Source organism: Phreatobacter sp., assembly GCF_052440005.1.
GTDB lineage: Bacteria > Pseudomonadota > Alphaproteobacteria > Rhizobiales > Phreatobacteraceae > Phreatobacter.
The window spans coordinates 55,856-79,316 of sequence record NZ_JBQVQL010000005.1 but is presented as its reverse complement, the minus strand read 5'-3'; the positions used below and the strand labels follow the sequence as shown (position 1 = coordinate 79,316).

Sequence of the window (23,461 nt, the reverse complement as noted above, 5' to 3'; positions counted from 1 at the left end):
GCGCTGGTTCATTCCGGCCTATGAGGCGAGCCACGACATGGCCGCCGTGCTGCTGCACGAGTTCGTGCCCCCGACTGCGGAGATCCTCGTGGTCGGTGCCGGCGGGGGCATCGAACTCGCGGCGCTCGCCAAGGCAGGGCCTGAGTGGCGCTTCACGGGAATCGATCCGGCGAAGCCGATGCTCGCCATGGCCGAAGGCAGGCTCGCGGCGATGGGGGCGGCGGATCGGGTGACGCTGATCCAGGGGTTCGTGGCGGACGCACCGGCCGGCCCCTTCGACGCCGCCACCTGTTTCCTGACGCTGCATTTCGTGGCGGACGACGGCTCCCGGCTGGCACTGCTCGAGGAGACCCGCCGCCGGCTGAAGCCGGGCGCGCCCTTCCTCCTCATCAACGGCTGCCTCGACAAGGCGTCGCCCCGGTTCGGCCGGGATATGGCCCGCTACAGCGCCTTTGCCCGGTTCAAGGGCGCGCCGGCGGAGATGGCCTCCATGGCGGCGGCCACCGTCGCCGAACAGATTCATCTGCTTCCCCCCGCGCGTGACGAAGCGCTGCTGGCCGAAGCCGGTTTCCATTCCGTCGAGCCGTTCTACCGTGGCCTCTGGGTCCACGGTTGGCTCGCTCACGCCTGAAGGCTCTTTTGATGACCACCCCCGTCGCGTCCTTCATCAATATCGGCGAGCGAACGAACGTCACCGGCTCGGCGAAGTTCAGGAAGCTGATCACCAACGGCGACTACACGGCGGCGCTCGACGTCGCGCGCGAGCAGGTGGAGAGCGGCGCCCAGGTGCTGGACGTCAACATGGACGAGGGCCTGCTCGATTCCGAGAAGGCCATGGTGACCTTCCTCAACCTCATGGCCGCCGAGCCGGACATTGCCCGCGTGCCGGTGATGGTCGACAGCTCCAAGTGGGAGGTGATCGAGGCCGGCCTGAAATGCGTGCAGGGCAAGCCGATCGTCAACTCGATCTCCATGAAGGAGGGCGAGGAGAAGTTCATCGAGCAGGCGCGCAAGGTGCGCCGCTACGGCGCCGCCGTCGTGGTCATGGCCTTCGACGAGGTCGGCCAGGCCGACACGTTCCAGCGCAAGATCGAGATCTGCGAGCGCGCCTATCGCATCCTCGTCGACCAGGTGGGCTTTCCCCCCGAGGACATCATCTTCGATCCCAACGTCTTCGCGGTGGCGACCGGCATCGAGGAGCACAACAACTACGGCGTCGACTTCATCGAGGCGACCAGGTGGATCCGGCAGAACCTGCCGCACGCGCACGTCTCCGGCGGCGTGTCGAACCTCTCCTTCGCCTTCCGGGGCAACGAACCGGTGCGTGCGGCCATGCACTCGGTCTTCCTGTTCCACGCCATCAAGGTCGGCATGGACATGGGCATCGTCAATGCCGGCGCCCTGCCGGTCTATGACGAGATCGACCCGGAACTGCGCGAGCTCTGCGAGGACGTGATCCTCAACCGGCGTGCCGATTCCACCGAACGGATGGTGGATGCGGCCGCCCGGTTCAAGGGCGACGGCGTCGCCCAGCAGGACAACAAGAAGGACATGTCCTGGCGCGAGAAGCCGGTGGGCGAGCGCCTGACCCATTCCCTCGTCCACGGCATCACCGAGTTCATCGAGCAGGACACGGAGGAGGCGCGCCAGCAGGCCGTGCGTCCGCTGCACGTCATCGAGGGACCGCTGATGGACGGCATGAACCATGTCGGCGACCTGTTCGGCGCCGGCAAGATGTTCCTGCCGCAGGTGGTGAAGTCGGCCCGCGTGATGAAGCAGGCGGTGGCCTACCTCCAGCCCTTCCTCGAGCAGGAAAAGCGCGACATGGGCCTCGTGGACAAGCCCGCCGCCGGCAAGATCCTGATGGCGACGGTCAAGGGCGATGTCCACGACATCGGCAAGAACATCGTCGGCGTCGTGCTCCAGTGCAACAATTACGAGGTCATCGACCTCGGCGTCATGGTGCCGGCGCAGCGCATCCTGGACGAGGCCCGGAAGCACCAGGTCGACATCATCGGTCTGTCCGGCCTCATCACCCCCTCGCTGGACGAGATGGTCCACGTCGCCGCCGAGATGGAGCGCGAGGGCTTCACCGTGCCGCTGCTGATCGGCGGAGCGACGACCTCGCGCGTCCATACGGCGGTGAAGATCCATCCCAACTACACGAAGGGCCAGACGGTCTACGTGCTGGACGCATCGCGCGCCGTCGGCGTCGCCTCGGCCCTGCTCTCCGACGACCAGAAGGGCCCCTATATCGCCGACATCAAGACCGAGTACGCCAAGATCGCCGAGGCCCATCTGCGCGGCGAGCAGGCCAAGCTGCGCATGCCGCTGGCGGATGCCCGCGCCAACCGCCTGAAGCTCGACTGGGAGGGCTACGTGCCGCCGAAGCCCGTCTTCATCGGCACGCGGGTCTTCGAGGACTATGACCTCGCCGATCTCGTCAGCGCCATCGACTGGACGCCCTTCTTCCAGACCTGGGAGCTGAAGGGCCGCTACCCCGCCATCCTCGACGACGACAAGTACGGCGAGGCGGCGCGCAACCTGTTCAAGGATGCGCAGGTGATGCTGCAGCGGATCGTCGGCGAGAAGTGGCTGACGGCCAAGGCCGTGGTGGGCCTCTGGCCGGCCAACACCGTGGGCGACGACATCGTCCTCTACGGCGACGAGGGCCGCACCCAGGAGCTCGGCCGCCTGCATACGCTGCGCCAGCAGATCTCGCGCCGCGAGGGCCGCGAGCGCGCCCATATCGCGCTGGCCGACTACATCGCCCCGGTGGGCACGAAGCCGGACTGGATCGGTGGCTTCGTCGTCACCGCCGGTATCGGCGAGGAGGCTCTGGCCAAACGCTTCGAGGCGGCCAAGGACGATTATTCCTCGATCCTCGCCAAGGCACTGGCCGACCGCCTGGCGGAGGCCTTCGCCGAGCGCATGCACCAGATCGTGCGCAAGCAACTCTGGGCCTATGCGCCCGACGAGACCACCTCGAACGAGGAGCTGATCCTCGAGCAGTATCGCGGCATCCGTCCGGCGCCCGGCTATCCGGCCCAGCCCGACCATACCGAGAAGGACGCGCTGTTCCGGCTGCTCGACGCCGAGCGTGCCATTGGCGTGACGCTGACCGAGAGCCGTGCCATGTGGCCGGGCTCGTCGGTGTCGGGGCTCTACTTCGCCCATCCCGACAGCGCCTATTTCGGCGTCGGAAAGGTGGAGCGCGATCAGGTCGAGGACTATGCCCGCCGCAAGGGCTGGACGGTGGAGGAGGCCGAGCGCTGGCTCGCGCCCGTGCTCAACTACGATCCGGCCATCCTGCGGAGCCTCAGCCAAGCGGCCGAGTGACGGCGCCGGCGCCGTGATCGCGTTCGACCGCGCCGTGGCCGATGGTTCCGGGCGCCGCGCCGCGGCGCTCGCGGTCTTTGTCGTCGCCTTCGCGCTGCGCCTCGGCGCGGGGCTGCTCGCGCCCGGGATGCATCACCCGGACGAGATCTTCCAGTCGCTGGAACAGGCGCACAGGATCGTCTTCGGCTACGGCTTCGTGCCGTGGGAGTTCGAGCATGCGATCCGCTCGTGGATCCTGCCCGGGTTCCTCGCCGGCCTGATGCGCGCGAGCCTCGTGCTGGGCGACGGCCCGCACGTCTACCTCCCCGTCATCCAGGCCTTCCTGGCGGCGCTCGGCGCTGCGGCGGTGACCTGCATCTTCCTCTGGGCGGCACGCATCGCCGGCACGGGTCCCGCCCTCTTCGGCGCGGCAGTCGCGGTTCTTGCCCCCGAACTCGTCTATTTCTCATCCCGCGCCCTGACGGAGGTGGTGGCCGGCCATCTTCTCGTCATCGCGCTTTATCTCGCCTTCCCCGGAGTCGAGGAGGACAGCGGGGGGAGGGCGCGGCTCGCGGTGGCCGGCCTGCTCTTCGGCCTCGCCGTGGCGATCCGCCTGCAGACGGCGCCCGCCGTGGCCCTCACCGCCGCCTATGCGCTCTGGCGCCTGCCGCTCGCGCGGGCGCTGTGGATTGCCCTCGGCGGGGCGGCGGCGGTCGCCTTCGCGGGCATTCTCGACTGGTGGACGTGGGGGGCGCCCTTCCTCTCCTATGCGCAGAACCTGCGCTACAACATCGGCCATGGCGTCGCCGCCCATTTCGGCGTCGAGCCCTGGTACCAGTATCCGGCGCTGCTCGCCGTCACCTTCGGCGCGGCGCTCGGCCTCCTGCTGCCGCTGGCGGTCCTGGGCGCACGGGCGAAGCCGCTGCTGGCAGCCCTCGTCGTCGCGGTCTTCGTCGCGCACCAGCCGATCGGCCACAAGGAGCTGCGGTTCCTCTATCCGATGATGCTGCTGGTCGAGGCGCTGGCGGCGATCGGTCTCGCCCGCGCGGTGGCCTGGCTGGTCGAACGGGCGCCGCCCGGTCTCTTTCCCTGGGTTCCGGCGCGGGCGCGGTGGTGGTCCGCGGCGGGCCTCATGGTCCTGGCGCTGGTGCTCGTCGGACGGATGGCGAATTTCATCCTCATCCCCGACCAGGGCCTCGCCTGGCTGCGTCACCGGGACATCGTTCAGTCGGCGCTGCACGTCTCGCGGCTGACGGGGGTCTGCGGGATCGGCAGCTACGACGTCGCCTGGGTCTGGAGCGGCGGCTATGTCCACATGCACCAGCCGGTGCCGTTCCACGCCACGACCTCGCTCGCCGAGTATCGCGAGGCGGCGCCGGCCTTCAATACCATCCTCTACCCCCGCGGGCAGGAGGAGGCCCTGGGGATCGTCGGCGGGGTCTGCTTCGGGGCGCGCTGCGTGGCGCAGCGGCCGGGCACCTGTTCAGAGAGGCCGCTCGCGGCGCTGCCGCAGCAGCCGCCGCAGATCAGCGACCTCACGCCCGTCAGGCGGCTCTGGCCGCCGGTGTTTCCGCCTCGCCCCTGAGCCGGGGCCTGTGCACCGTCAGATGGTGACCTGGGTGCCGACCTCGACCACGCGCCCGGTCGGCAGGTGGAAATAGTCGGAGGCCGAATTGGCGTTCACCGCCATGCCGATGAAGATGTAGTCCTGCCAGAGCGGCATGCCGAGCTTGCCGGACGCCTTCAGGTGGCGCCGCGACAGGAAGAAGGAGGTCGACATCATGTCGAACTTCAGCCCGTACTTCTTGCAGGCGATGAGCGCCTTCGGCACGTGCGGCGTCTCCATGTAGCCGAACCGCACCGTGAGGCGGGAGAAGCGGTCGTTGATCTTCTCGTAGCTGATGCGTTCGCTGTCGGGCAGGCGGGGCGTATCGACGCTCTTCACCGCGAGGAAGACGTTGTGCTCGTGCAGCACCTTGTTGTGCTTGAGGTTGTGCAGCAGCGAGGCGGGCGCATAGGACTGGTCGGAGGTGAGGAACACGGCGGTGCCGGCCACCTGATGCGGTGGGCGCTTGTCGAAGCTCTTCAGGAGATCGACCAGCGGCACCTCGATGCGGCGGGTCTTGTCGGCGAGGATGGCGGTGCCTTTCCGCCAGGTCAGCATGAGGAACATGATGACCGCGCCGATCACCAGCGGCACCCAGCCGCCGTCCACCAGCTTCAGCATGTTGGCGCCGAAGAAGATGAGGTGGATGACGATGAGCGGCACCATGATCACGATGGCCAGGACGATGTTCCACTGCCACAGGCGGCGGACGACGAACCAGGCGAGGACGGCGGTGATGAACATGGTGGCGGTGACGGCGATGCCGTAGGCCGAGGCGAGGCTCGACGAGTTCTTGAACAGCAGCACCAGCGCCAGGACGCCGATGAGCAGGCCCCAGTTCACCGCCGGCATGTAGATCTGGCCGGCCTGTTCTTCCGAGGTGTGGCGGATGGCCATGCGCGGCAGCAGGCCGAGCTGGATGGCCTGCCGCGACAGGGAAAAGGCGCCGGTGATCACAGCCTGGCTGGCGATGATCGTGGCAAGGGTCGCCAGAATCACCATCGGCAGCAGCGCCCATGACGGCGCCAGCAGGTAGAAGGGGTTGGTGAGCTTCGACGGGTCGGCCAGCACCATGGCGCCCTGGCCCAGATAGTTGAGCGTCAGGGCGGGGAAGACGAGACAGAACCAGGCCCACTGGATCGGCTTGCGGCCGAAATGGCCGAGATCGGTGTAGAGCGCCTCGCCCCCGGTGACGGCGAGGAAGACGGCGCCCAGGGCGAGCAGGCCGATCGTGCCGTTGTTGGCGACGAAGACGAGACCGTAATAGGGGTTGAAGGCGTGGAAGACGCCGACATCGTCGGCGATGTGGATGGCACCGATCAGCGCCATGGCGAGAAACCAGACGATGCAGATCGGCCCGAAATAGCGGGCGACACTGGCCGTGCCGTGGCTCTGGACGGCAAAGATCCCGACGATGACGACGACGGTCAACGGCAGGATGTAGGGCTCGAAGACCGGCGTCACCAGCTTGAGGCCCTCGAGCGCCGAGAGGACCGAAATGGCGGGCGTGATGGCGGCGTCTCCGTAGAACAGCGCCGCGCCGGCCATGCCGAGCAGGGCCACGGTGTAGCTCGGCTTGCCCATGGCGCGCTGGGCGAGGGCGACGAGGGTGAGGATGCCGCCTTCGCCCTTGTCGTCGGCGCGCAGCAGCAGCAGCACGTATTTGCCGGTAATGATGAGGATCAGCGACCAGAGGATGAGCGACAGGACGCCGAGCACGGTCTCGCGGCTAGGCGGGCCCATGGCGCCGTGGCCGGTGGCGGCGACCACCGCCTCGCGGAAGGCGTAAAGCGGGCTGGTTCCGATGTCGCCGTAGACGACGCCGACCGAGCCGACGAGCAGGCCCCAGAAGCTTGCCTGTGAATGGCCATGCCCATGGCCGTTCTCGACCGTGCGTACCTGTCCCTCGGTGCGATGTTCCCGGGCTGCACCGCCGTCGGCCTCAGCCGGCTTCGGGGCGCCGGCCGCCGTGTCTTCTGCCATCGGATCGAAACCTTTGGGACGGTCTGGTTGGAGCTCCTGAGAGCGCGCGCTTGACCTTAAGCTGCGCCTTCTCTCTGCCGGCATCAATCAGGACGGTGCACCGACCTCTTCTCGCCGGATGCTGCCGATCACCACGGCCCCGTGTCGGGCACACGGGACAGAACGGCCTCCGGCGGCATGCTTCTACTCTTCCGCCGAAGCCGGATCAATGGGGCCTGTCGCCGCGTCAGCGCACCAGGGTGTCGCGGCGCTGAGTCATGTCGATGACGCGGATAGCGGGCTGGGGATCCGTCACGGGAATGGAGACCGACGTCGGGCCCGAGACGGTCTGTGTCCGCTCGGCCGCAGCTGCGGCTTGCCGCGGGAGCCGGCCGACCGGGGCCGACAGGCCGGTGTCGCCTGCCTGGATGCCGGCCTGGATCTCGTCGACCCGGCGCCTCACGTCCGCCGGAAGCCGGCCGTAGGAACGGGCTGCGACGAAGTCGCGGGACTGGTAGGGGAAACGCGAAGCGCCGCGGAAGACCTGCACGCCGGTCTCCGTGACCACCACATCGCCGGGGCGCAACGTGACGTCGTGGGTGATCGGCAGGCGGGCGAGGCCGTTGGCCGCAGCGCCCTGGCAGGAACAGGTGCGCTCCAGCCCCTGGCGGAAGCGGAAGGCGGTGCGGAGGGCCGAGTAGGTCTGCCCGCGGGCGTTGACGGCGTCCTCGATGCTGCCCTGGCGGCTCACCGAATAGAGCGCTACCTCGGCGCCGGGGCACATGGCGTTGCAGCTTTCCTGCTGCGCCTGGCGGGCGTCGCCGGAGGTAGACGGGCCCATGGGGAAGAAGAATCCGTCGCATGTGCGCACGCAGTAGGCGCGGGGACCGCCGACGTTTTCGCCGGTCGCCGTCCGGCTCTGTTCGGACTGGCTGCGGGTCGCGCCGCGGCCGTCCTCGCCGGGACGGACGGTGATCTCGGGAACCTGACGCCGGCTGTTGCCGCCGAAAAGGGAGAAGAAGCCAAGGCCGCCGCCGCGGCTCGGCGAAGCGGCGGAGCGACCATTCTCGCCTCGGGCGATGGCGTAGAACTCGTCACGGTCCTGGGCGGCGGCGGGGCCGGCAGTGCCGACCGCCCCCAGTATCAGGGCGAGGGTGGCAAGCAGGGCCATGCGTGGCATTCGCGAGGTCATCGGTCGAACCTCCGGCTGGGGCGACCGCCGGAGGCCGGCGGAATTCCGGGGAGGAAATAGGCCGATGGTTGGGCCTTCCCTCCGGATCGGCGCACCCATAGCGGTATGATGTTGCGGGAGCGTGTCGCCGACCCTCGGGCGCCGTCACAGCGGCCGGCAGAAGCCAATCTCGCAGCCGGGGCTTTCGCCTCGACCGCGGTGGTCCGGACAAGGCTCAGAATGCGCCGAAAAGAATGGCCCCGACAAAGGCGAATGCGGCGCACGCGTAGACGATGTTGACGTGACGCACGAGTTCCACGGCTGATCTCCCAAACAGGAACCGGGTTCCCAACGCTATGCCGGCTCGCGACGGTCCGCCAAGCGGATTCTGAGGATATCCAGAGGTTTTGGCCTGTCGCAGACGGCACTGCCGGGGCTCCCGATTGACTCGATTGCGGAAATTCCGACGGACAACGCCCGGCGTTGGGTGAGGGTTCCTGACCCTTCGCGCATCCGCCGCCCGGCGCGCCGCGTGCAGGGTATCGGGGGTAGGGAGGGACGAATCGCGCTTGACGTGTGGCAAAGCAGATGTCACGCCTGTTTACATCATGGCTCGTCTTCCCGATACCGAACTCTCCGAACGCCGGGGCTATCATCACGGCAACCTGCGCGAGGCGCTTCTGGAAGCCGCCCGCCGCCTGATCGCGGAACGGGGGCCCGCCGGATTCACCCTGTCGGATGCGGCCAAGCTCGCCGGGGTTTCGCCGGCGGCGCCCTACCGGCATTTCAAGGACCGCGAGGCGCTGCTCAAGGAAATCGCCGTGCAGGGTTTCCAGGCGCTGGGGCAGCGTCTCGGGGCCGCGGCAAGGGCTGGGGGACCGGATGGCTTCCTCGCCATGGGGCGGGCCTATCTCGCCTTCGCCCGCGAGGAACCGGCCTACTACGCGGCGATGTTCAACACCGGCCATCCCGGCGGCGGGCCCTCGGGAGATGATCCCGGGTTCAACGCCCTCCAGCAGGCGGTCGGCCGTGCCCTCGGCAGCACCGACCCGCAGCGGGTGAAGATGGCGGCGACGCTGGTCTTCGCGCTGACCCATGGCCTCGCGTCGCTTTCGGCACCTGGCTCCATCGCGATGCCCGGTGGGCTGGACGACCCGGAGCGCATGCTGGACGTGGGCGTCCAGGCGCTGCTGTCTGGCCTCGGCAAGACCCCCTGACGGTTCACTGATCCCCCGGGCTTGCGGGACACAGCCGGAGCGCGCCCGCGGGTGCACCCTGTTCCACCACGACGATGTAAACGCGGTTGACATTAGTCCGCGGAATGCTAATATCTCTCACATTAACACTCATGGAGAGCGTCAATGTCCTGCCTTCATCAAACCTCCCCGCGCATGCCGGCCTTCCACGGGGGGTGGCGCGGTGCCGCGGAGCGGCGCTGGCATCCCGTGGAACTCGCGGCGATGATCGTCGGCTTCGTCCTCTTCTGGCCGATCGGCCTCGCCATCCTCGCCTGGAAAAAGTGGATGGGTGACGCCCCGCGGCGGCGCGACCGGCACCAGGTGCTGCTGGGCCCGTCGGACACCGGCAACGTCGCCTTCGAGGATTACAAGCGCCAGGAACTGGAACGGCTGGAGGCGGAGCGTCGCCGGCTGTTCGAGGCGCAGGACGAGTTCGCCGCCTATCTCGACCGGCTGAAGCGCAGCCGCGACCGCGCCGAATTCGATCAGTTCATGTCTGAGCGGGCGGCGTCTCCGCGCCCTGCAGCCTGAGGTCAGGCGAGCGCCCGCATCATTGCGACGACGAGACTGACGGCACCGCTGGCGACGGCGGTGCCGAACTTCATCGCCGAGATCCAGGGCAGCACGACTGCGACATCGGCGAGCCCTGCATAGGCGACGGCGAGCAGCAGGTTCTCGCCGAGATCCATCGCCGCGTAGGCGAGCGGCAGGGCGAGGAGCAGGCGGTGGGTGCGCTCGTTGACCGGGACGTCCCGGGTGACGAGCCCCGCCGTCAGCAGCAGCGCCGAGGCGACGGCCGCCACCAGCAGCAGGTCGAGGAGGAGGCCGGCGAGAGCGCGGCCCCTGAGGGACCAGATCGCATCGAGGTAATCGCGGAATTCGGCGGCGCTGTAGCCGCCATGGCGCGTGTCGGGGCGTAGCGGCCGCAGGCAGGCGAGGCCTTCGCAGGGGGCGGCGCGCAGCGCGGCCTCGATGGGGGCATGGACGAGGGCGCCCGCGAGCCAGAGACCCAGCACCGCGGCGAGCGCCAGCGCGAGGCGCGCCGGTGTCGCCCCATTGGCGATGGCGGCGGCGGCGCCGAGCGGCGTCACAGGCCCTTCGCCTCCATCCAGACCACGATGCGTCCCGTGAGACTGCGGGCGATGGGGATGGCGATGTAGGCGGCGACGGCAGCGGCCGGCCAGGCGATGACGAAGGCCGTCATCCAGCGGCGGAAATAGTCGGCGGGAAACCCGAGATTGAGCCAGGTGATCAGCGCGGTCATCAGGAACGCCATGACGGCGGCCATGAGGATGGGCTGGATGATCGCGGCTTTGGGCGGCATGGCAGGCTCCGGAATGCAGGCGGGATCACTGCCGCCTGCGGCGCCGCGATGCAAGCGCGGAGCGGCGTCAGTCCGACGATTGCTCGTTGAGACGGCGCATCAGCCTGCGGTTCTGCTGCTCGAGGGTCTTGAGCTTGTCGACGAGCGAATCCGCGCTTGCGGCCGCAGCTTCGACGAAGGCCACGCCGATGTCCGGCAGTCGCCGCCAGATCACGGCGCAGTCGAAGGTCTCGCCTTTCTGCGGAATCTTCAACTGGAAGTGATCCGGCAGGTCGTTCACACCGCCGCAGTCGAGCCGCGCGCCCTTCGTCGTGAAGTTGCGCACCGTGCACTCGGTCGAACGCAGCCCGCCGGGGAACAGAACCGTTCCCTTCCAGAAGGTGCGAGAGCGCTGGGTAGCGCGTCGCTCTGCGGCGGAGGTGGTGGACACGAAGGGGACAACCCGGTGGAGGGACGCGACGGGGCCAGCCTAGCTCCGAGCCATTAATCGTCCGTTGACACCGCCGCGGAGGCAAACCGGCCTCGATAGGTCTTGGGCCGCGGCGGGGCATAGCCGCCGACCTTCGAGGTCCTGAGCCCGAGTGCGTGCAGGCTCTCGGCGAGCTTCACCGCAGCCGCCACGCCGTCGATCACCGGCAGGCCATGCTCTGCCGAGAGGGCCGCCGCCAGGTCCGCCATGCCGGCGCAGCCGAGGACGATGGCCTCGGCGCGGTCCTCGGCCTTCGCGCGCGCGATCTCCGCGGAGATGCGCGCGCGGGCGTCCGAGGCCGGGTTCTCGAGCTCCAGCACCGGCACCTCGCAGGCGCGCACGCGCCCGCAACGGTGGGCGAAACCGTATTTGTGGACGTTGTGCTCCAGGGCGGGCACCGACACGGCCAGCGTGGTGACGACGGTGAACTTCGTCGCCAGCAGCGTCGCCATGTGCATGGCGGCCTCGCCTATGCCCACCACCGGCACCGCCATCAGGGAGCGGGCGGCATCGAGCCCGGTATCGTCGAAGCAGGCGATGACGAAGGCGTCGGAGGCGGGCCGCGCCCGCATTTCCTCGAGCATGCCGGGGATGGAATAGACCTCGTCGTAATAGCCCTCGATGGAGGCGGGGCCGTGATCCGGATTGACCGCCTCGATCACGGTGCCCGCCGCGGCGACGGCCCGCGCCGCCTCGCCGATGGTGCGGGTCATGGAGGCGGTGGTGTTCGGATTGACGATGGTCAGGTGCATGGCGGCGGTGCAGGAGGCTCAGGATGGCTGGAGCCGCATCGTGCCACGCCGTACCCGACGCAATGAAGCGGAAACGCACCGCGTCCAGAACGGGACCATCGGAATCCTTCCGGGAGTTCGCAGCGTGCGCGTTCCGGTCCTCGTCGTCCTGGCCTTCCTGCCCGCCGCAGCCCTCGCGGAACCGGGGGAGGGCGACTGCCGGCGCGAATCGTTCACCGCCGGGGAGGCACTGGAGGCGGCCCTGGTGCGCAACGAGGGGACGAGGCTCCCCTTCGTGAAGAATGCCGCCGACCAGGAGGGCTGCCCGTCAGCGGGAGAGGCCTGCCGCGAGCGTGCCTACCTCGTCCCCGGCAACGGCGTCATCGCCGGCCGCAGCCACCAGGGTTTCCGCTGTTCGATCTACATCGCGTCCAACGGCCAGGCCCGGACGGGCTGGCTGCCCGCGGCCGGGCTGATCACCCTGCCGGCCGCCCACGATCCCGATTTCGCCGGCAAGTGGCGCGCGGGACCGGAACAGTCCATGTCCATCCGCCGCGACGGCGGCAACTGGCAGCTCGACGGGCAGGCGACCTATGGCGCGCAGGACCCGGAGCGGATGCGGCGCGGGGCGATCAATATCGGCGATGTCTCCGCCACGGTGGCGCGCGCCGGCGCGGACGGCCCGACCCGGCTCGCCTTCACCGTGGGCGACGGCGGGACGCTGCCCTACGACAAGGGCGACGAGAGCGCCTGCCGCATGCGGATGCAGCTCGTCGGCCCCTGGCTGGTGGTGACCGACAACCTGCGCTGCGGCGGCGCCAACGTCACGTTCAACGGCATCTACCGCCGCGCGCCGTGACCCCCTCCGGCCCGGTCACGGGCGCCGAACCGCCCATGCTTTTGACATTCAGGCCGCGACGGGCGCCGTCGCGTCGGTCCTGAAGCAGCGTGCCTCGTGGCCCGCGCCGACGGCCACCGGCTCCGGCGTCGCCTCCGAGCAGGCCGGCAGGGCGAGTTTGCAGCGCGGCGCGAAGGAGCAGCCGGGCGGCAGGTTGGCGAGATCGGGCGGGGAGCCCGGAATGGCGTCGAGCCGCGTGCCCTTGGTCATGGCGTCATGGGCGCGGCTCTTCAGGAGCCCGATCGTATAGGGGTGACGGGGCGCCCGCAGGATGTCGCGGATCGGCCCGGTCTCGACGATGCGGCCGCCATACATGACCGCGACCCGGTCGGCGACCTCGACGGCGACGCCGATGTCGTGGGTGACGAAGATGACGGCGATGCCGAATTCGCGCTGCAGCTCGCGGATCAGCAGCAGGATCTGGATCTGCACGGTGGCGTCGAGGGCGGTGGTCGGCTCGTCGGCGAGCAGCACCTTCGGATTGCAGGCGAGCGCGAGGGCGATCATCGCCCGCTGGCGCATGCCGCCGGACATCTCGTGGGGGTAGTTGTCGAGCCGCCGCTCGGGGGAGGGAATTCGCACACGCTCGAAGAGGTCGAGGGCGCGCTTCTTCGCGTCGCCATAGGCGCCGCCGTCGTGCTTGACGATGGTCTCGGCGATCTGGTGGCCGAGGGTGTAGACGGGGTCGAGGGCGAGCGCCGGCTCCTGGAAGATCATGGAGACGTCGCGGCCGCGGAAGGCCTGCAGGTCCTTGGGGCCCAGTGCCAGCACGTCCTTGCCGCCAACGGTGATGGAGCCCTCGACCTTCGTGCGCTTCTCGGGGTTGAGGCGCAGCATCGCGCGGAGCGTCACCGACTTGCCGGAGCCGGATTCGCCGAGGATGGCGAGGGTCTCGCCGCGGTCGAGGGCGAGGTCGACGCCGTTGATGGCGCAGATCGGCTTCGGGCCGCCGGTGAAGGTGACCTTGAGGTTGCGGATGTCGACGAGCGGAGGGGTGGTCAGCATGTCATGGCCCTCAGGCAGCCGCCGCCGCGGGGGGCGCCATGGTGTGGCCGGAGCCCGGCTCGGAGCGCAGGCAGGCGACGTCGTGGAGCGTGGCGGCGCGGGTCAGCACCGGCTCGCGCTGGGAACAGACGCCCTCGGCAAAGGTGCAGCGGGTGTGGAAGCGGCAGCCGGGCGGCGGGTCGATCGGGTTCGGCGGATCGCCGAAGAGCGGCGCCTGTTCCGTGCGGTTGTCCGGGTCCATGGTCGGCATGGAGCGGGTGAGGGCGCCGGAATAGGGATGGAAGGGATCATCGAAGATCGCCTCGGAGGGGCCGATCTCCGCGACCTTGCCGAGATACATGACCATGACACGGTCCGACATGTAGCGGACGACGTGAAGGTCGTGGGAAATGAAGATGTAGGTGAGCTTGAACTCTTCCTTCAGGTCGAGGAGGAGGTTGAGCACCTGCGCCTCCACCGATTTGTCGAGGGCGGAGACCGCCTCGTCGAGGATGACGACCTTCGGCTGGAGGGCGAGCGCCCGGGCGATGTTGATGCGCTGGCGCTGGCCGCCGGAGAGTTCGTGGGGATAGCGGCCGGCGAAGCGCGCCGGCTCGAGCCCGACCTTGGCGAGGAGGTCGCGGGCGCGCTCGATGGCCTCGCGCTGCGGCACCCCGTGCACCTGCGGCCCGAAGGCGATGGAGCTCTCGATCGTCAGGCGCGGGTTGAGGGAGGCGTAGCTGTCCTGGAAGACCATCTGCACCTGGCGGCGGTATTCTGTCAGCGACAGGTCGGGCGAGCCGACCTTCGCGCCGTCGAAGAGAATCTCGCCGGCCGTCGGGTCCATCAGGTGCATGAGCAGCCGGGCGGTGGTCGACTTGCCGCAGCCGGATTCGCCGACGATGCCGAGGGTTTCGCCGTCGATGACGTCGAAGTCGATGCCGTCGACCGCGCGCACCACCTTCTTCGGGCCGAACAGGCCACCGGCAATGGGGAAGTGCTTGACGAGGCCGCGGACGGTGAGGAGGGGAAGGCTCATACCTTGACATCCATGGCGTTGCGCAGCCCGTCGGCGAGCACGTTGAAGGAGATCGAGGTGATGAAGATCATCACGCCGGGCAGGGCCGCGACGAGCGGCTGGTTGTAGATCGCCGTGCGCAGGGTGTTGAGCATCAGGCCCCATTCGGGCTCGGGCGGGCGCACGCCGAGGCCGAGGAAGGAGAGGCCCGAGGCGAGGATCATCGACACCGAGATGAGGCCGGTCGCATAGACGAAGATAGGGCCGAGCACGTTGCCGAGCACGTGCACGCGGATGATGGTCAGCGCGTTCGCGCCGGAGGCGCGCGCGGCCTCGACGTAGTCGCGGTTGCGCACCTGCGTGGTCACCGCCTCGGCGACGCGGGCGATGGGCGGGATGAAGACGACGGTGAGCGAGACGAGCGCGTTCTGGATGCCGGCGCCGAGCGCCCCCGACAGCGCGACCGCCAGGAGCACGGAGGGGAAGGCGTAGAACACGTCGATGGTGCGCATCATCACGGTGTTGGTCTTGCCGCCGACATAACCGGCGACGACGCCGATGAGGCTGCCGACGCCGAAGGCCATCAGAACCGGCGTGACGCCCATCATGAGGGAATAGCGGGCGCCGTAGATGAGGCGCGAGAGCATGTCGCGGCCGAGTTCGTCCGTGCCGAGCGGGAAGCCGGTGGTGCCGACTGGCCGCAGGCGCCGGATGGTGCGGCCGGCATAGGGGTCCATGGGTGCGATGAGCGGCGCGAAGACCGCCATCAGGATCAGCAGCAGGACCAGGATGCCCGCCGCGATGGCGAGCTTGTCCTTGCCGAAGCGCGTAACGACGCCGGACCAGTAGCCGGGCGAGCGCTCGATGGGCGCGACGGTCTTGGCGGGGTCCTTCGGCAGGAGCGAGGCCACGGAGGTCATCGGGTCAGCTCCTCTGGATGCGCGGATCGATGGCCGTCTGGATGACGTCCACGATGAGGTTGAGGAGGACGAAGAAGAGGGCGAGGACGAGGATCGTGCCCTGCAGCAGCGGCAGGTCGCGCTGGAAGATCGCGGCGTTGAGCAGGAAGCCGGTGCCGGGCCAGGAGAAGACCGTCTCGATGAGGATCGAGCCGCCGAGGAGATAGCCGAGCTGGAGGCCCATGACCGCGAGGGCCGTGGGGGCGGCGTTCTTCACGACGTGTCCGAAGATGCCGAACTCCGAGAGGCCCTTGGCGCGCAGGGCCGGCACGAAGTCCTGGCTCAGGATGTCGGCGACGAGGGCACGGATGGTGCGCGCCACGATGCCCATGGGGATGACGCTCATGGTGACGGCGGGCAGGATCAGGTGGCGGAAATGGGCCCAGTCGGGCTGCCAGTCGGAGGATCCGCCGGGCCCCGCGCCGGTCGGCGGCAGCCAGTTGAGCTGCACCGAGAAGATGATGACCAGCACCATGCCGAGCCAGTAATGCGGCACGGAGACGCCGATGACCGAGAGGATGGAGGCGATCTTGTCGATGGGGCTGTTGCGGAAATAGCCGGCGACGAAGCCGAACAGGAGCCCGAAGAAGAAGCCGATGAGGGTGGCGACGAAGGAGAGCAGCAGCGTGTTCTTCACCGCCCGCAGCACCTCGCTCGAGACGGCGCGGCCGGTGGCGATGGAGGTCCCGAGGTCGCCCTGCAGGGCGCGCCAGCACCACAGCAGGAACTGCTCGTAATAGGGCCGGTCGAAACCGTAGGCCTTCATCATCTGCTGCTTGAGCTGTTCCGAGGCGTCCGGCGGCAGCACCGACACCAGGGGGTCGCCGGGGGCGATGTGCACGAGGCCGAAACAGACGATCGACACGCCGATGACGATCGGGATCGTGTAGACGAGGCGTTTGCCCAGATAGGTCAGCATGCGGTGCGTCCTGCGGCCGGCGTCATGCGACGGTGACCGGGGTGATGTCCTGGTACCAGTTCTGGGCCTGGACGAAGCCCTTCACCCGCGGCGAGAGGGCACGCGGCGCGACGTCGTGGGCGACGAACAGGAACAACGCCTCGTCGACGAATTTCTCATGGGCGCGCTGGATGGCGGCGAGCTGTTCGCCGGCGTCGAAGGACGAGCGGATCTTCGCCAGCCGGGCATCCATGTCGGGATCGACGTAGTAGCCCCAGTTGGTGCCTGCGGGGGGCAGGAGGCCGCCGTCGAGATGACGGATGAGGGCGGTGAACGGGTCCTGGCTGAAATAGGACGAGTTGGTGGAATGGGCGCCGCGGGAGGAGGGGTGCTTGGCGCCGGCGCGCCAGGAGCTCACCAGCGCGTTCCAGTCCATGACCTCGAACTCGACCTTGATGCCGATCTCGCCGAGGTTCTGCTGGATGAGCTCGTTCATCACCAGCGGCTGCATCTGGCCCGACCCCGAGGGCGAGATGATCGCCTTGACGGAGAGCGGCTTCGACGGGCCATAACCCGCCTCCGCCATCAGCTTCAGGGCGGCGGGAACGTCGGTCTTCACGTCGAAGGAGGGCTTGCCGAACCAGGGGCTCGACGGTGGCACCATGCCTTTGGCGGGGAGCATCATGCCGCCGAGCAGTTCGACCATGCCGGCGCGGTCGACGGCGAGGTTGGCGGCCTTGCGGATGCGGATGTCGTTCCAAGGCGAGCCCTCGACCCGGCTGAAATGCCAGGTCCAGTTGTGGGGGTAGACGTTGGAGGTGATCTGCATGCCGCGGGAGCGCAGCTGCTGCAGGGCATCGGTGGCCGGCGCCTCGATCCAGTCCACCTGGCCGGAGAGGAGGGCCGCGGTGCGCGCGTTCGGCTCCGGCATCGGCACCAGGACGACGCGCTCGAGCTTCGGGCGCCGCGCGGGGTTCCAGTAGGCGGCGTTGGGGATGAGCTCCAGCCGCTCGCGCGGCGTGTAGCGGTCGACCTTCCACGGGCCGGTGCCCGAGGGCGCGCGAAGGAAGGCGTCCCAGTTGCGCCCGACCTTCTCCCACTGCGCGGGAGAGGACATCAGGATCCAGGAGATCTCGTAGGGGAAGAGCGCGTTGGGCGATGAAGACACGAACTCGACCGTCATCGGATCGAGCGCGCGGTAGCTCCTCACCGAGGGGATGCGCGTGCGGCCCTGGCCGGACTGGCGGGGGTCGTGCTGGGGCGAGTCGGCCTTGAGGATCTTGTCGAAGTTCCAGATGACGGCGGCGGCGTCGAAGGCGGAACCGTCGTGGAAGGTCACGCCGGGACGCAGGACGAAGGTCCAGCGCGTGGGATCGGCCGCATCGACCTTCCAGGACGTGGCGAGGCCCGGTACGAGGCCGCCCGGCGCGTCTGCCTTGGTGAGGTCCCAGAGGATCAGGGAATCGAAGACGTTGTAACCGACGAAACGCATGCCCTCGGCGCCCTGGTCGGTCTGGCCATTGGGCAGGGGAATGTCCGAGGCGGTCATGGCGATGCGCAGGACGTTCGCGCCCTGGGCGCTGACCTGCGAGAGGTCGAGGAAGGACGAGCCGGCCGCGGCTGCGGCGCCGGCCAGAATCTGCCGCCTGTCCAACGAAGACATTTCGACCTCAAAGCCTGTGGGGGATGATGACCGGGCGGCACGAGGCCGCCCGGTCACTGAGTTGAGGCTTTACGAGCCGGGGCGGATGTCCATCGGCGCGATGTCGATGAACCAGGAGCGCGGCTGCACGACGCCGGTGACGCGGGGCGACATGGCGCGCGGGCCGACGTCATGGGCGACCCACAGGAACGGCGCTTCCTCGACGATCCGCTTGTGGAGGGCGGCCAGGGCATTGTCGCGGCCGGTGTCGTCGAAGGTCGAGCGGGCGGTCGCGGCGAGCTGGTCGAACTCGTCGGAGTTGAAGAAGCCCCAGTTGTTGGAGGCCGGCGGGTTGGTCTGCCGCGTCACGAAGCGGATCATGGCGAAGAAGGGGTCCATGGCCGCGAAGGTGACGTTGGTGGCGTTGGCGCCGCGGGCATTGGCGTGGCCGGCGCCCTCACGCCAGTTGGTGAAGACCGCGTTCCACTCCGCGACTTCCAGCTCGACGTTGAAGAAGCACTCCTTCAGCGCCTGCTGCAGCCACTCGTTCATGACGATCGGCTGCATCTGGCCGGAGCCGGAGGCCGAGGTCAGAACCTTGACGCTGAGCGGGCGGGCGGCGGAGAAGCCGGCCTCCTGCATCAGCTTCTGGGCGGCGGGCAGGTCGTACTTGATCTGGAAGGACGGGTTGCCCCACCAGGGATGGCCCGGCGGAACGGTGCCGACCGGAACCTCCATCAGGCCGCCCAGCAGCTCCTTCAGCTCGGCGCGGTTGATGCAGAGGTTGGCGGCGTGGCGAACGCGGCGGTCGAGCCAGGGCGAACCCTCGCGGAACGAGAACTGCCAGGGCCAGACGTGGGGCTGGGCGTTGGTGTAGAGCGTGAAGCCGCGCTGCTTGATCTGCGGCACGGAGTCAGGCGCCGGCGCCTCGATCCAGTCGACCTGGCCCGAGAGCAGGGCGGCGGTGCGGGCGTTCGGCTCGGGCAGCGGCAGCAGCACGACGCGGTCCACCTTCGGCCGGCGGGCGGCGTCCCAGTAGTCCTTGTTGGCGACCATCTCGAAGCGCTCGCGCGGCACGAGGCGGACGCCGCGGAACGGGCCGGTTCCCGAGGGAGCGGCGGCGAAGGCTGTCCACGCGGCCGCGGCGCGGGCCTTCGGATCGGCGACGGAGGCCGGAACCTCGCCCAGCAGCTTCTGCCAGTGCGTGGGCGACGCCATGAACAGGTTGGTGAGGTTGATCGGCAGGAACGAGTCCGGGTTGCGGGTCGTCAGCTCGACCGTGAGGTCGTCGATGGCGCGGGCTGAGGCGAGGTTCGGCATGCGCGAGACGGTGACGCCGACCTGGCTCTGGTCGAAGTGCGGGGCGTTCTGGTCCAGCACCTTCTGGACGTTCCAGACCACCGCCGCGGCGTTGAAGGGCGAGCCGTCGTGGAACTTCACGCCCGGGCGCAGGCGGAAGACCCACTTGTTCTTGTCGGTCGCGTCGACCGCCCACGACAGGGCAAGGCCCGGCATGATGACGGAGGCGGCGTCGGCCTTGGACAGGTCCCAGTGGACCAGCGCATCATACATCGGGATGCCGGTGAAGCGGTTGCCCTCGAAGCCCTGGTCGGGCTGGCCGTGGGTGCGCGGAATGTCCGCCGCCGTCATGCCGATGCGCAGGACCTTTTCCTGGGCCATGGCGGAGGCCGAGGTCAGCAGCGCACCCGCAAGGGCGAAGGCGCCGGCTATGAAGGCCGGACGAAATATGGATCGCATACGAAGTCTCCCTGATACTTCCTCGTCCGGACTGGCAAGGCACATGCCAGCCATTCCAAAGAGCCGGTTGATCCGGCTTCCTGGCGCCTGACGTTCGGTCACCGGCAAAGGATTGCCGAGCCTGGGTGCAGGTTGCACAAGAATTGAGCAGGTTGGTTCAGGGAGATCAAGGTGCGCGCCGCGGGCGCGCCCTGTAATTGTTCATTCTCTGCCCGATGGACGGACAGAGGGCATGAGGTTTCAGGCCGGCAGGGCCAGGGGACCGCCGGCCGACTGCTCGACGCTGCGGGCGATGCGAAGCGCCAGCGCGTCTCGGAAGCGCGGGGTGACGACCTGGAAGCCGACCGGCAGGCCGGCGGAGGTCGTGGCGACCGGCACCGAGACGCCGCACCACTCGAGATAGTTGGCGAAGCGGGTGAAGATCCCGGGCGTGCCGGCCTCGTCCACCTGTGCCACCGGCACGGCGGGGACCGGAGTGGTCGGCAGGATGAGGGCGTCGATGCCGTTGTCGGCGAGGAAGGCGTTGGCCGCGGCCATGCGCTGGCGCCGCGCCTCGACGCCGGCGAAATAGCGCGTCGCGGGAATGTCGAAGCCGCCGCCGATGCGCCGCGCCGCCCAGCCGCCGAGGCGGCAGGGTGTCTCGCGGGCAAGGGCGCCGTGGTGGTGGGCGCCTTCCACCATCATCAGCTCGCCGCAGAGTTGGGCGTAGGTGGCGAGGCCCTCCGGCAGCGAGACCGGCATGAGGCGCGCGCCCGCCTTCTCGAGGGCGGCGACGGCGGCGCTGAAGCTTGCCGCTACGGCGGGGTCGACGGCGATGTCGGGGTCGATCGCCAGCACGCCGAGGGTGAGGCCGCGCACGCCCGCCTCGAGGCCGGAGACGAGGTCGAGCCCGGGGGCGCCCTCGGTGGAGGGGTCGGCCGGGTCCGAGCCGAGCAGGACCTGGCTCATCACGGCCGCATCGCGCACGGTGCGCGCCAGCGGGCCGATGGTGTCGAAGTGGAGCGCCAACGGCACCACGCCGGCGCGGCTTATGAGGCCCATCGAGGTCTTGTGGCCGACCGTGCCGCACCAGGCGGCGGGCAGGCGCACGGAGCCGCCGGTGTCGGTGCCGAAGCCGATGGGTACGAGCCCGGCGCCGACGGCCACGCCGGTCCCGGACGAGGATCCGCCGGGGACACGGTGCGTCGCGGCGTCGTGCGGGTTCACCGGCGTGCCGGCGACCGGGTTGGTGCCCCAGCCGCCGAAGGCATATTCCACCGTGTGGGTCTTGCCGACGACGATGGCGCCGGCCGCCCTCAGGCGCGCAACGCACCAGGCGTCCGACCCGGCGGCCGGCAAGTGGTCGCGGGTGAGGGAGCCGGCGCGCGTGCGCTGGCCCGCGACGTCGATGATGTCCTTCACCGCCACGGGGACCCCGTGCAGCGGGCCGCGGCGCTGGCCGAAGGCCTGCACGGCGTCGAGCATGTCCGCCTCGGCGCGCGCCTCGTCGGCCGTCACCGCGATGAAGGCGTGAAGACGGTCGTTGGCGGCGGCGATCCGCGCCAGCGTCGTCTCGACCACGGCCCGGGCGCTGGTCTGCCCCTCGGCGATGGCCTCGGCGGTGGCGACGGCGCCGGCGGCGAGGACGGTGGCTGCATCGGTCATGGGACGGTCTCCAGGGCGGGCAGGCCGAGGCGGGCCGCCACGATGTCGGCGAGGGCGAGGGAAGCGGTCAGGCCCGGGCTTTCGATGCCCAGCAGGTTGACGAGGCCGGCCACGCCGTGGACCTCCGGACCGTCGATGCGGAAATCGGGCATCGGCATGCCCGGCCCGTGCAGCTTCGGCCGGATGCCGGAATAGTCGGGTTGCAGCGCGCCGTCGGGAAGACCCGGCCAATAGGCGCGGATGGCGGCGTAGAAGCCGTCGGCCCGGCGGGGATCGACGACGAGGTCGGTCTCGCTCTCGACCCATTCCACGTCCGGCCCGAAGCGGCAGCGGCCCTGGAGGTCGACGGTCGCGTGAACGCCGAGGCCGGCCGCGTCAGGCATGGGATAGACGAGGCGGGAGAAGGGCTGGCGTCCGACGAGCGAGAAGTAGTTGCCCTTGGCGTACCACTGCCGCGGTGCGTGCTCCGCAGGGAAACCCGCCAGGCCCGTGAGGAATTTCGGCGCGAAGTGGCCGGCCGCGTTGACGACGATGCGCGCGGCGATCTCGGCGGCCTCTGCGCCGCCCGTGCGCAGCACGATGCCCTCGTCCGTCACGGTCGCCCCGAGGATCGGCGTTTCGAAGGCGACCATGCCGCCGGCGTTCTCGAGGTCGCCCTGGAGCGCCAGCATGAAGCCGTGGCTGTCGACGATGCCGGTGGAGGCCGAGAAGAAGGCGCGGATGCAGGAGACTTCCGGCTCCATGGCGCGCACCTCGTCGGGGGTCTTCCAGGTGAGCCCCTCGACGCCGTTGGCGTGGGCCTGGTCCCAGATCGCCTGAAGCTTCGGCAACTGGTCGTCGGAGGTCGCCACCATCAGCTTGCCGCAGGCCTTGGCCTTCACGCCCCGGTCGGCGCAGTAGCGGTAGAGGAGGTGCTTTCCGCGCAGGCAGGCGGCCGCCTTGATCGAACCGGTGGGATAATACAGCGCGGCGTGGATGACCTCGCTGTTGCGCGAGGACGTACCCGTGCCGATGGCGTCGGCGGCCTCGATGACGAGGGTGTCGAGCCCGGCGAGCGCCAGGCGGCGGGCCGTGGCGAGGCCGACGACGCCGGCGCCGATCACCACGGCATCGATGGACCAGTCTGTCATGGGACGCGGGCAGGGCAGGTGATGCGGGCGGTCATGCCCACCTTCTTAGGGCGCGCCTGCCCGCGGGGAAAGCGCTCCGCCCGCGCGGCTGGTCTTCGACCGTGGCCGGGCGAGCCGCAAGGTCCGGAAGGGGAGGGCGTCAGGGCGACGCAAAAAAGGGCCTGCGGTACGGAATTGGGAGGATGAGAAGACCGTCCAGAGACCTCATGGGAAACGACAGAGGCACAGACAAGAGAATATTTTCGGCAAGCGCAACGACTGGTGCAGCATTGCAACCCGCTACGACCGATGCGCCCACGCCTTCCTCTCCGCCATCTGCATTGCAGGCCGCGGTCGCGTTCTGGCTGTGATCAATGAGTCCTGATCCTGGTGCACCCGAGGTGCCAACATTCCGCGCCAGCGCAGGGTTGAAACGATCTCGACGTCCTTGTGAAGCCCCTTGATGAGAGCCTGAACGGCCAGCCGAAAGCGCATGCGCCGTTGGCGTTCTGCCTGTTCAATCACGTTCCGTTTGGCCATGCCGATGACGGGCCGCCGTCGATTGTCATGAGACCAGTATTCATGGGGGTGCCGGGTTCCGTTCGATTGTATGGGCTCCGCACTGTCTGAAAGATCCGGCGCTTTCCGTGCATGTGGTCGGAATATCACACTTGTTCACTGAGCTATCAGGCGGCGCGGAATTCGATTGCATAACGTAGCGTCAGCCGATCA

Annotated in this window: 19 protein-coding genes and 1 pseudogene; 6 read left to right on the top strand and 14 right to left on the bottom strand. The window is 69.0% G+C overall.

What is annotated here, in order from left to right:
• Positions 1-37 precede the first annotated feature (37 nt).
• The 3 genes and pseudogenes from ACT6XY_RS02460 to ACT6XY_RS02450 all read left to right on the top strand — a co-directional run bounded on the left by ACT6XY_RS02460 (position 38) and on the right by ACT6XY_RS02450 (position 4,903).
• Positions 38-631 carry a class I SAM-dependent methyltransferase gene (locus tag ACT6XY_RS02460; RefSeq protein ID WP_444746748.1) on the top strand — a complete coding sequence of 198 codons (594 nt, stop codon included), beginning with the start codon at positions 38-40 and terminating at the stop codon, positions 629-631.
• A pseudogene (gene metH / locus ACT6XY_RS02455) lies at positions 601-3,339 on the top strand (methionine synthase); the annotation flags it as partial. The gene ACT6XY_RS02460 and the pseudogene metH, both read left to right, overlap by 31 nt.
• Positions 3,340-3,352: 13 nt before the next feature.
• Positions 3,353-4,903 (top strand): hypothetical protein, encoded by a 1,551-nt coding sequence (locus ACT6XY_RS02450; RefSeq protein WP_444746739.1) that lies wholly within the window; start codon positions 3,353-3,355, stop codon positions 4,901-4,903.
• 18 nt (positions 4,904-4,921) lie between these two features.
• Here ACT6XY_RS02450 and ACT6XY_RS02445 read toward each other — a convergent pair whose 3' ends face one another.
• Together ACT6XY_RS02445 and ACT6XY_RS02440 are read right to left on the bottom strand one after the other, a co-directional pair.
• On the bottom strand, positions 4,922-6,907 hold the full coding sequence (locus ACT6XY_RS02445) for a potassium transporter Kup (protein WP_444746738.1): 1,986 nt from the start codon (positions 6,905-6,907) through the stop codon (positions 4,922-4,924).
• Positions 6,908-7,133: 226 nt separating this feature from the next.
• Positions 7,134-8,057 (bottom strand): DUF2865 domain-containing protein, encoded by a 924-nt coding sequence (locus ACT6XY_RS02440; protein WP_444746737.1) that lies wholly within the window; start codon positions 8,055-8,057, stop codon positions 7,134-7,136.
• A 608-nt stretch (positions 8,058-8,665) separates the two neighbouring features.
• On the opposite strand from ACT6XY_RS02440, the gene ACT6XY_RS02435 reads away from it, so the two are divergent.
• Together ACT6XY_RS02435 and ACT6XY_RS02430 are read left to right on the top strand one after the other, a co-directional pair.
• The gene (locus tag ACT6XY_RS02435) at positions 8,666-9,274 is read left to right on the top strand and encodes a TetR/AcrR family transcriptional regulator (RefSeq protein ID WP_444746736.1); all 609 of its coding nucleotides are present in this window, start codon (positions 8,666-8,668) and stop codon (positions 9,272-9,274) included.
• 144 nt (positions 9,275-9,418) lie between these two features.
• On the top strand, positions 9,419-9,826 hold the full coding sequence (locus tag ACT6XY_RS02430) for a DUF2852 domain-containing protein (protein ID WP_444746735.1): 408 nt from the start codon (positions 9,419-9,421) through the stop codon (positions 9,824-9,826).
• Positions 9,827-9,828: 2 nt separating this feature from the next.
• Here the strand turns inward: ACT6XY_RS02430 and ACT6XY_RS02425 are convergent, their stop codons facing one another.
• The 4 genes from ACT6XY_RS02425 to ACT6XY_RS02410 all read right to left on the bottom strand — a co-directional run bounded on the left by ACT6XY_RS02425 (position 9,829) and on the right by ACT6XY_RS02410 (position 11,840).
• Positions 9,829-10,386: a hypothetical protein gene (locus tag ACT6XY_RS02425; RefSeq protein ID WP_444746734.1), complete on the bottom strand. Its 558-nt coding sequence runs from the start codon at positions 10,384-10,386 to the stop codon at positions 9,829-9,831.
• Complete coding sequence (locus tag ACT6XY_RS02420; RefSeq protein ID WP_444746733.1) at positions 10,383-10,619, bottom strand: DUF2798 domain-containing protein; 237 nt, start codon at positions 10,617-10,619, stop codon at positions 10,383-10,385. Before ACT6XY_RS02420 ends, ACT6XY_RS02425 begins: the two co-directional genes overlap by 4 nt.
• A 67-nt stretch (positions 10,620-10,686) precedes the next feature.
• Complete coding sequence (locus ACT6XY_RS02415; RefSeq protein ID WP_444746732.1) at positions 10,687-11,049, bottom strand: hypothetical protein; 363 nt, start codon at positions 11,047-11,049, stop codon at positions 10,687-10,689.
• A gap of 53 nt (positions 11,050-11,102) precedes the next feature.
• Complete coding sequence (locus tag ACT6XY_RS02410; protein WP_444746731.1) at positions 11,103-11,840, bottom strand: aspartate/glutamate racemase family protein; 738 nt, start codon at positions 11,838-11,840, stop codon at positions 11,103-11,105.
• A 124-nt stretch (positions 11,841-11,964) separates the two neighbouring features.
• On the opposite strand from ACT6XY_RS02410, the gene ACT6XY_RS02405 reads away from it, so the two are divergent.
• Positions 11,965-12,678 (top strand): hypothetical protein, encoded by a 714-nt coding sequence (locus ACT6XY_RS02405; protein ID WP_444746730.1) that lies wholly within the window; start codon positions 11,965-11,967, stop codon positions 12,676-12,678.
• 48 nt (positions 12,679-12,726) lie between these two features.
• On the opposite strand, the gene ACT6XY_RS02400 is transcribed toward ACT6XY_RS02405, so the two are convergent.
• From ACT6XY_RS02400 to ACT6XY_RS02365, 8 genes are all read right to left on the bottom strand, one after another.
• On the bottom strand, positions 12,727-13,722 hold the full coding sequence (locus ACT6XY_RS02400) for an ABC transporter ATP-binding protein (RefSeq protein ID WP_444746729.1): 996 nt from the start codon (positions 13,720-13,722) through the stop codon (positions 12,727-12,729).
• A gap of 10 nt (positions 13,723-13,732) precedes the next feature.
• Positions 13,733-14,740 (bottom strand): ABC transporter ATP-binding protein, encoded by a 1,008-nt coding sequence (locus ACT6XY_RS02395; protein WP_444746728.1) that lies wholly within the window; start codon positions 14,738-14,740, stop codon positions 13,733-13,735.
• Entirely contained in the window at positions 14,737-15,639 is a 903-nt protein-coding gene (locus tag ACT6XY_RS02390; RefSeq protein ID WP_444746727.1) for an ABC transporter permease, read from the bottom strand. The genes ACT6XY_RS02395 and ACT6XY_RS02390 overlap by 4 nt, the downstream gene beginning before the upstream one ends.
• 4 nt (positions 15,640-15,643) lie before the next feature.
• Positions 15,644-16,597 (bottom strand): ABC transporter permease, encoded by a 954-nt coding sequence (locus ACT6XY_RS02385; protein ID WP_444746726.1) that lies wholly within the window; start codon positions 16,595-16,597, stop codon positions 15,644-15,646.
• Between the two features lie 22 nt (positions 16,598-16,619).
• The gene (locus tag ACT6XY_RS02380; protein ID WP_444746725.1) at positions 16,620-18,239 is read right to left on the bottom strand and encodes an ABC transporter substrate-binding protein; all 1,620 of its coding nucleotides are present in this window, start codon (positions 18,237-18,239) and stop codon (positions 16,620-16,622) included.
• Positions 18,240-18,308: 69 nt separating this feature from the next.
• Positions 18,309-19,976 (bottom strand): ABC transporter substrate-binding protein, encoded by a 1,668-nt coding sequence (locus ACT6XY_RS02375; RefSeq protein WP_444746724.1) that lies wholly within the window; start codon positions 19,974-19,976, stop codon positions 18,309-18,311.
• 240 nt (positions 19,977-20,216) lie between these two features.
• Positions 20,217-21,620, bottom strand: coding sequence for an amidase (locus ACT6XY_RS02370; protein ID WP_444746723.1), 1,404 nt, complete (start codon positions 21,618-21,620; stop codon positions 20,217-20,219).
• The gene (locus ACT6XY_RS02365; protein ID WP_444746722.1) at positions 21,617-22,750 is read right to left on the bottom strand and encodes an NAD(P)/FAD-dependent oxidoreductase; all 1,134 of its coding nucleotides are present in this window, start codon (positions 22,748-22,750) and stop codon (positions 21,617-21,619) included. Before ACT6XY_RS02365 ends, ACT6XY_RS02370 begins: the two co-directional genes overlap by 4 nt.
• Positions 22,751-23,461 lie beyond the last annotated feature (711 nt).

Excerpts from the sequence above, each read along its gene's own strand:
- ACT6XY_RS02410 (WP_444746731.1), bottom strand. The coding sequence starts at position 11,840 with ATGCACCTGACCATCGTCAATCCGAACACCACCGCCTCCATGACCCGC.
- ACT6XY_RS02440 (WP_444746737.1), bottom strand. The coding sequence starts at position 8,057 with ATGGCCCTGCTTGCCACCCTCGCCCTGATACTGGGGGCGGTCGGCACT.
- ACT6XY_RS02460 (WP_444746748.1), top strand. The coding sequence starts at position 38 with ATGGCCGCCGTGCTGCTGCACGAGTTCGTGCCCCCGACTGCGGAGATC.
- ACT6XY_RS02430 (WP_444746735.1), top strand. The coding sequence starts at position 9,419 with ATGTCCTGCCTTCATCAAACCTCCCCGCGCATGCCGGCCTTCCACGGG.
- ACT6XY_RS02370 (WP_444746723.1), bottom strand. The coding sequence starts at position 21,620 with ATGACCGATGCAGCCACCGTCCTCGCCGCCGGCGCCGTCGCCACCGCC.
- ACT6XY_RS02445 (WP_444746738.1), bottom strand. The coding sequence starts at position 6,907 with ATGGCAGAAGACACGGCGGCCGGCGCCCCGAAGCCGGCTGAGGCCGAC.
- ACT6XY_RS02395 (WP_444746728.1), bottom strand. The coding sequence starts at position 14,740 with ATGAGCCTTCCCCTCCTCACCGTCCGCGGCCTCGTCAAGCACTTCCCC.
- ACT6XY_RS02435 (WP_444746736.1), top strand. The coding sequence starts at position 8,666 with ATGGCTCGTCTTCCCGATACCGAACTCTCCGAACGCCGGGGCTATCAT.
- ACT6XY_RS02385 (WP_444746726.1), bottom strand. The coding sequence starts at position 16,597 with ATGCTGACCTATCTGGGCAAACGCCTCGTCTACACGATCCCGATCGTC.
- ACT6XY_RS02365 (WP_444746722.1), bottom strand. The coding sequence starts at position 22,750 with ATGACAGACTGGTCCATCGATGCCGTGGTGATCGGCGCCGGCGTCGTC.
- ACT6XY_RS02390 (WP_444746727.1), bottom strand. The coding sequence starts at position 15,639 with ATGACCTCCGTGGCCTCGCTCCTGCCGAAGGACCCCGCCAAGACCGTC.
- ACT6XY_RS02375 (WP_444746724.1), bottom strand. The coding sequence starts at position 19,976 with ATGCGATCCATATTTCGTCCGGCCTTCATAGCCGGCGCCTTCGCCCTT.
- ACT6XY_RS02380 (WP_444746725.1), bottom strand. The coding sequence starts at position 18,239 with ATGTCTTCGTTGGACAGGCGGCAGATTCTGGCCGGCGCCGCAGCCGCG.
- ACT6XY_RS02400 (WP_444746729.1), bottom strand. The coding sequence starts at position 13,722 with ATGCTGACCACCCCTCCGCTCGTCGACATCCGCAACCTCAAGGTCACC.
- ACT6XY_RS02420 (WP_444746733.1), bottom strand. The coding sequence starts at position 10,619 with ATGCCGCCCAAAGCCGCGATCATCCAGCCCATCCTCATGGCCGCCGTC.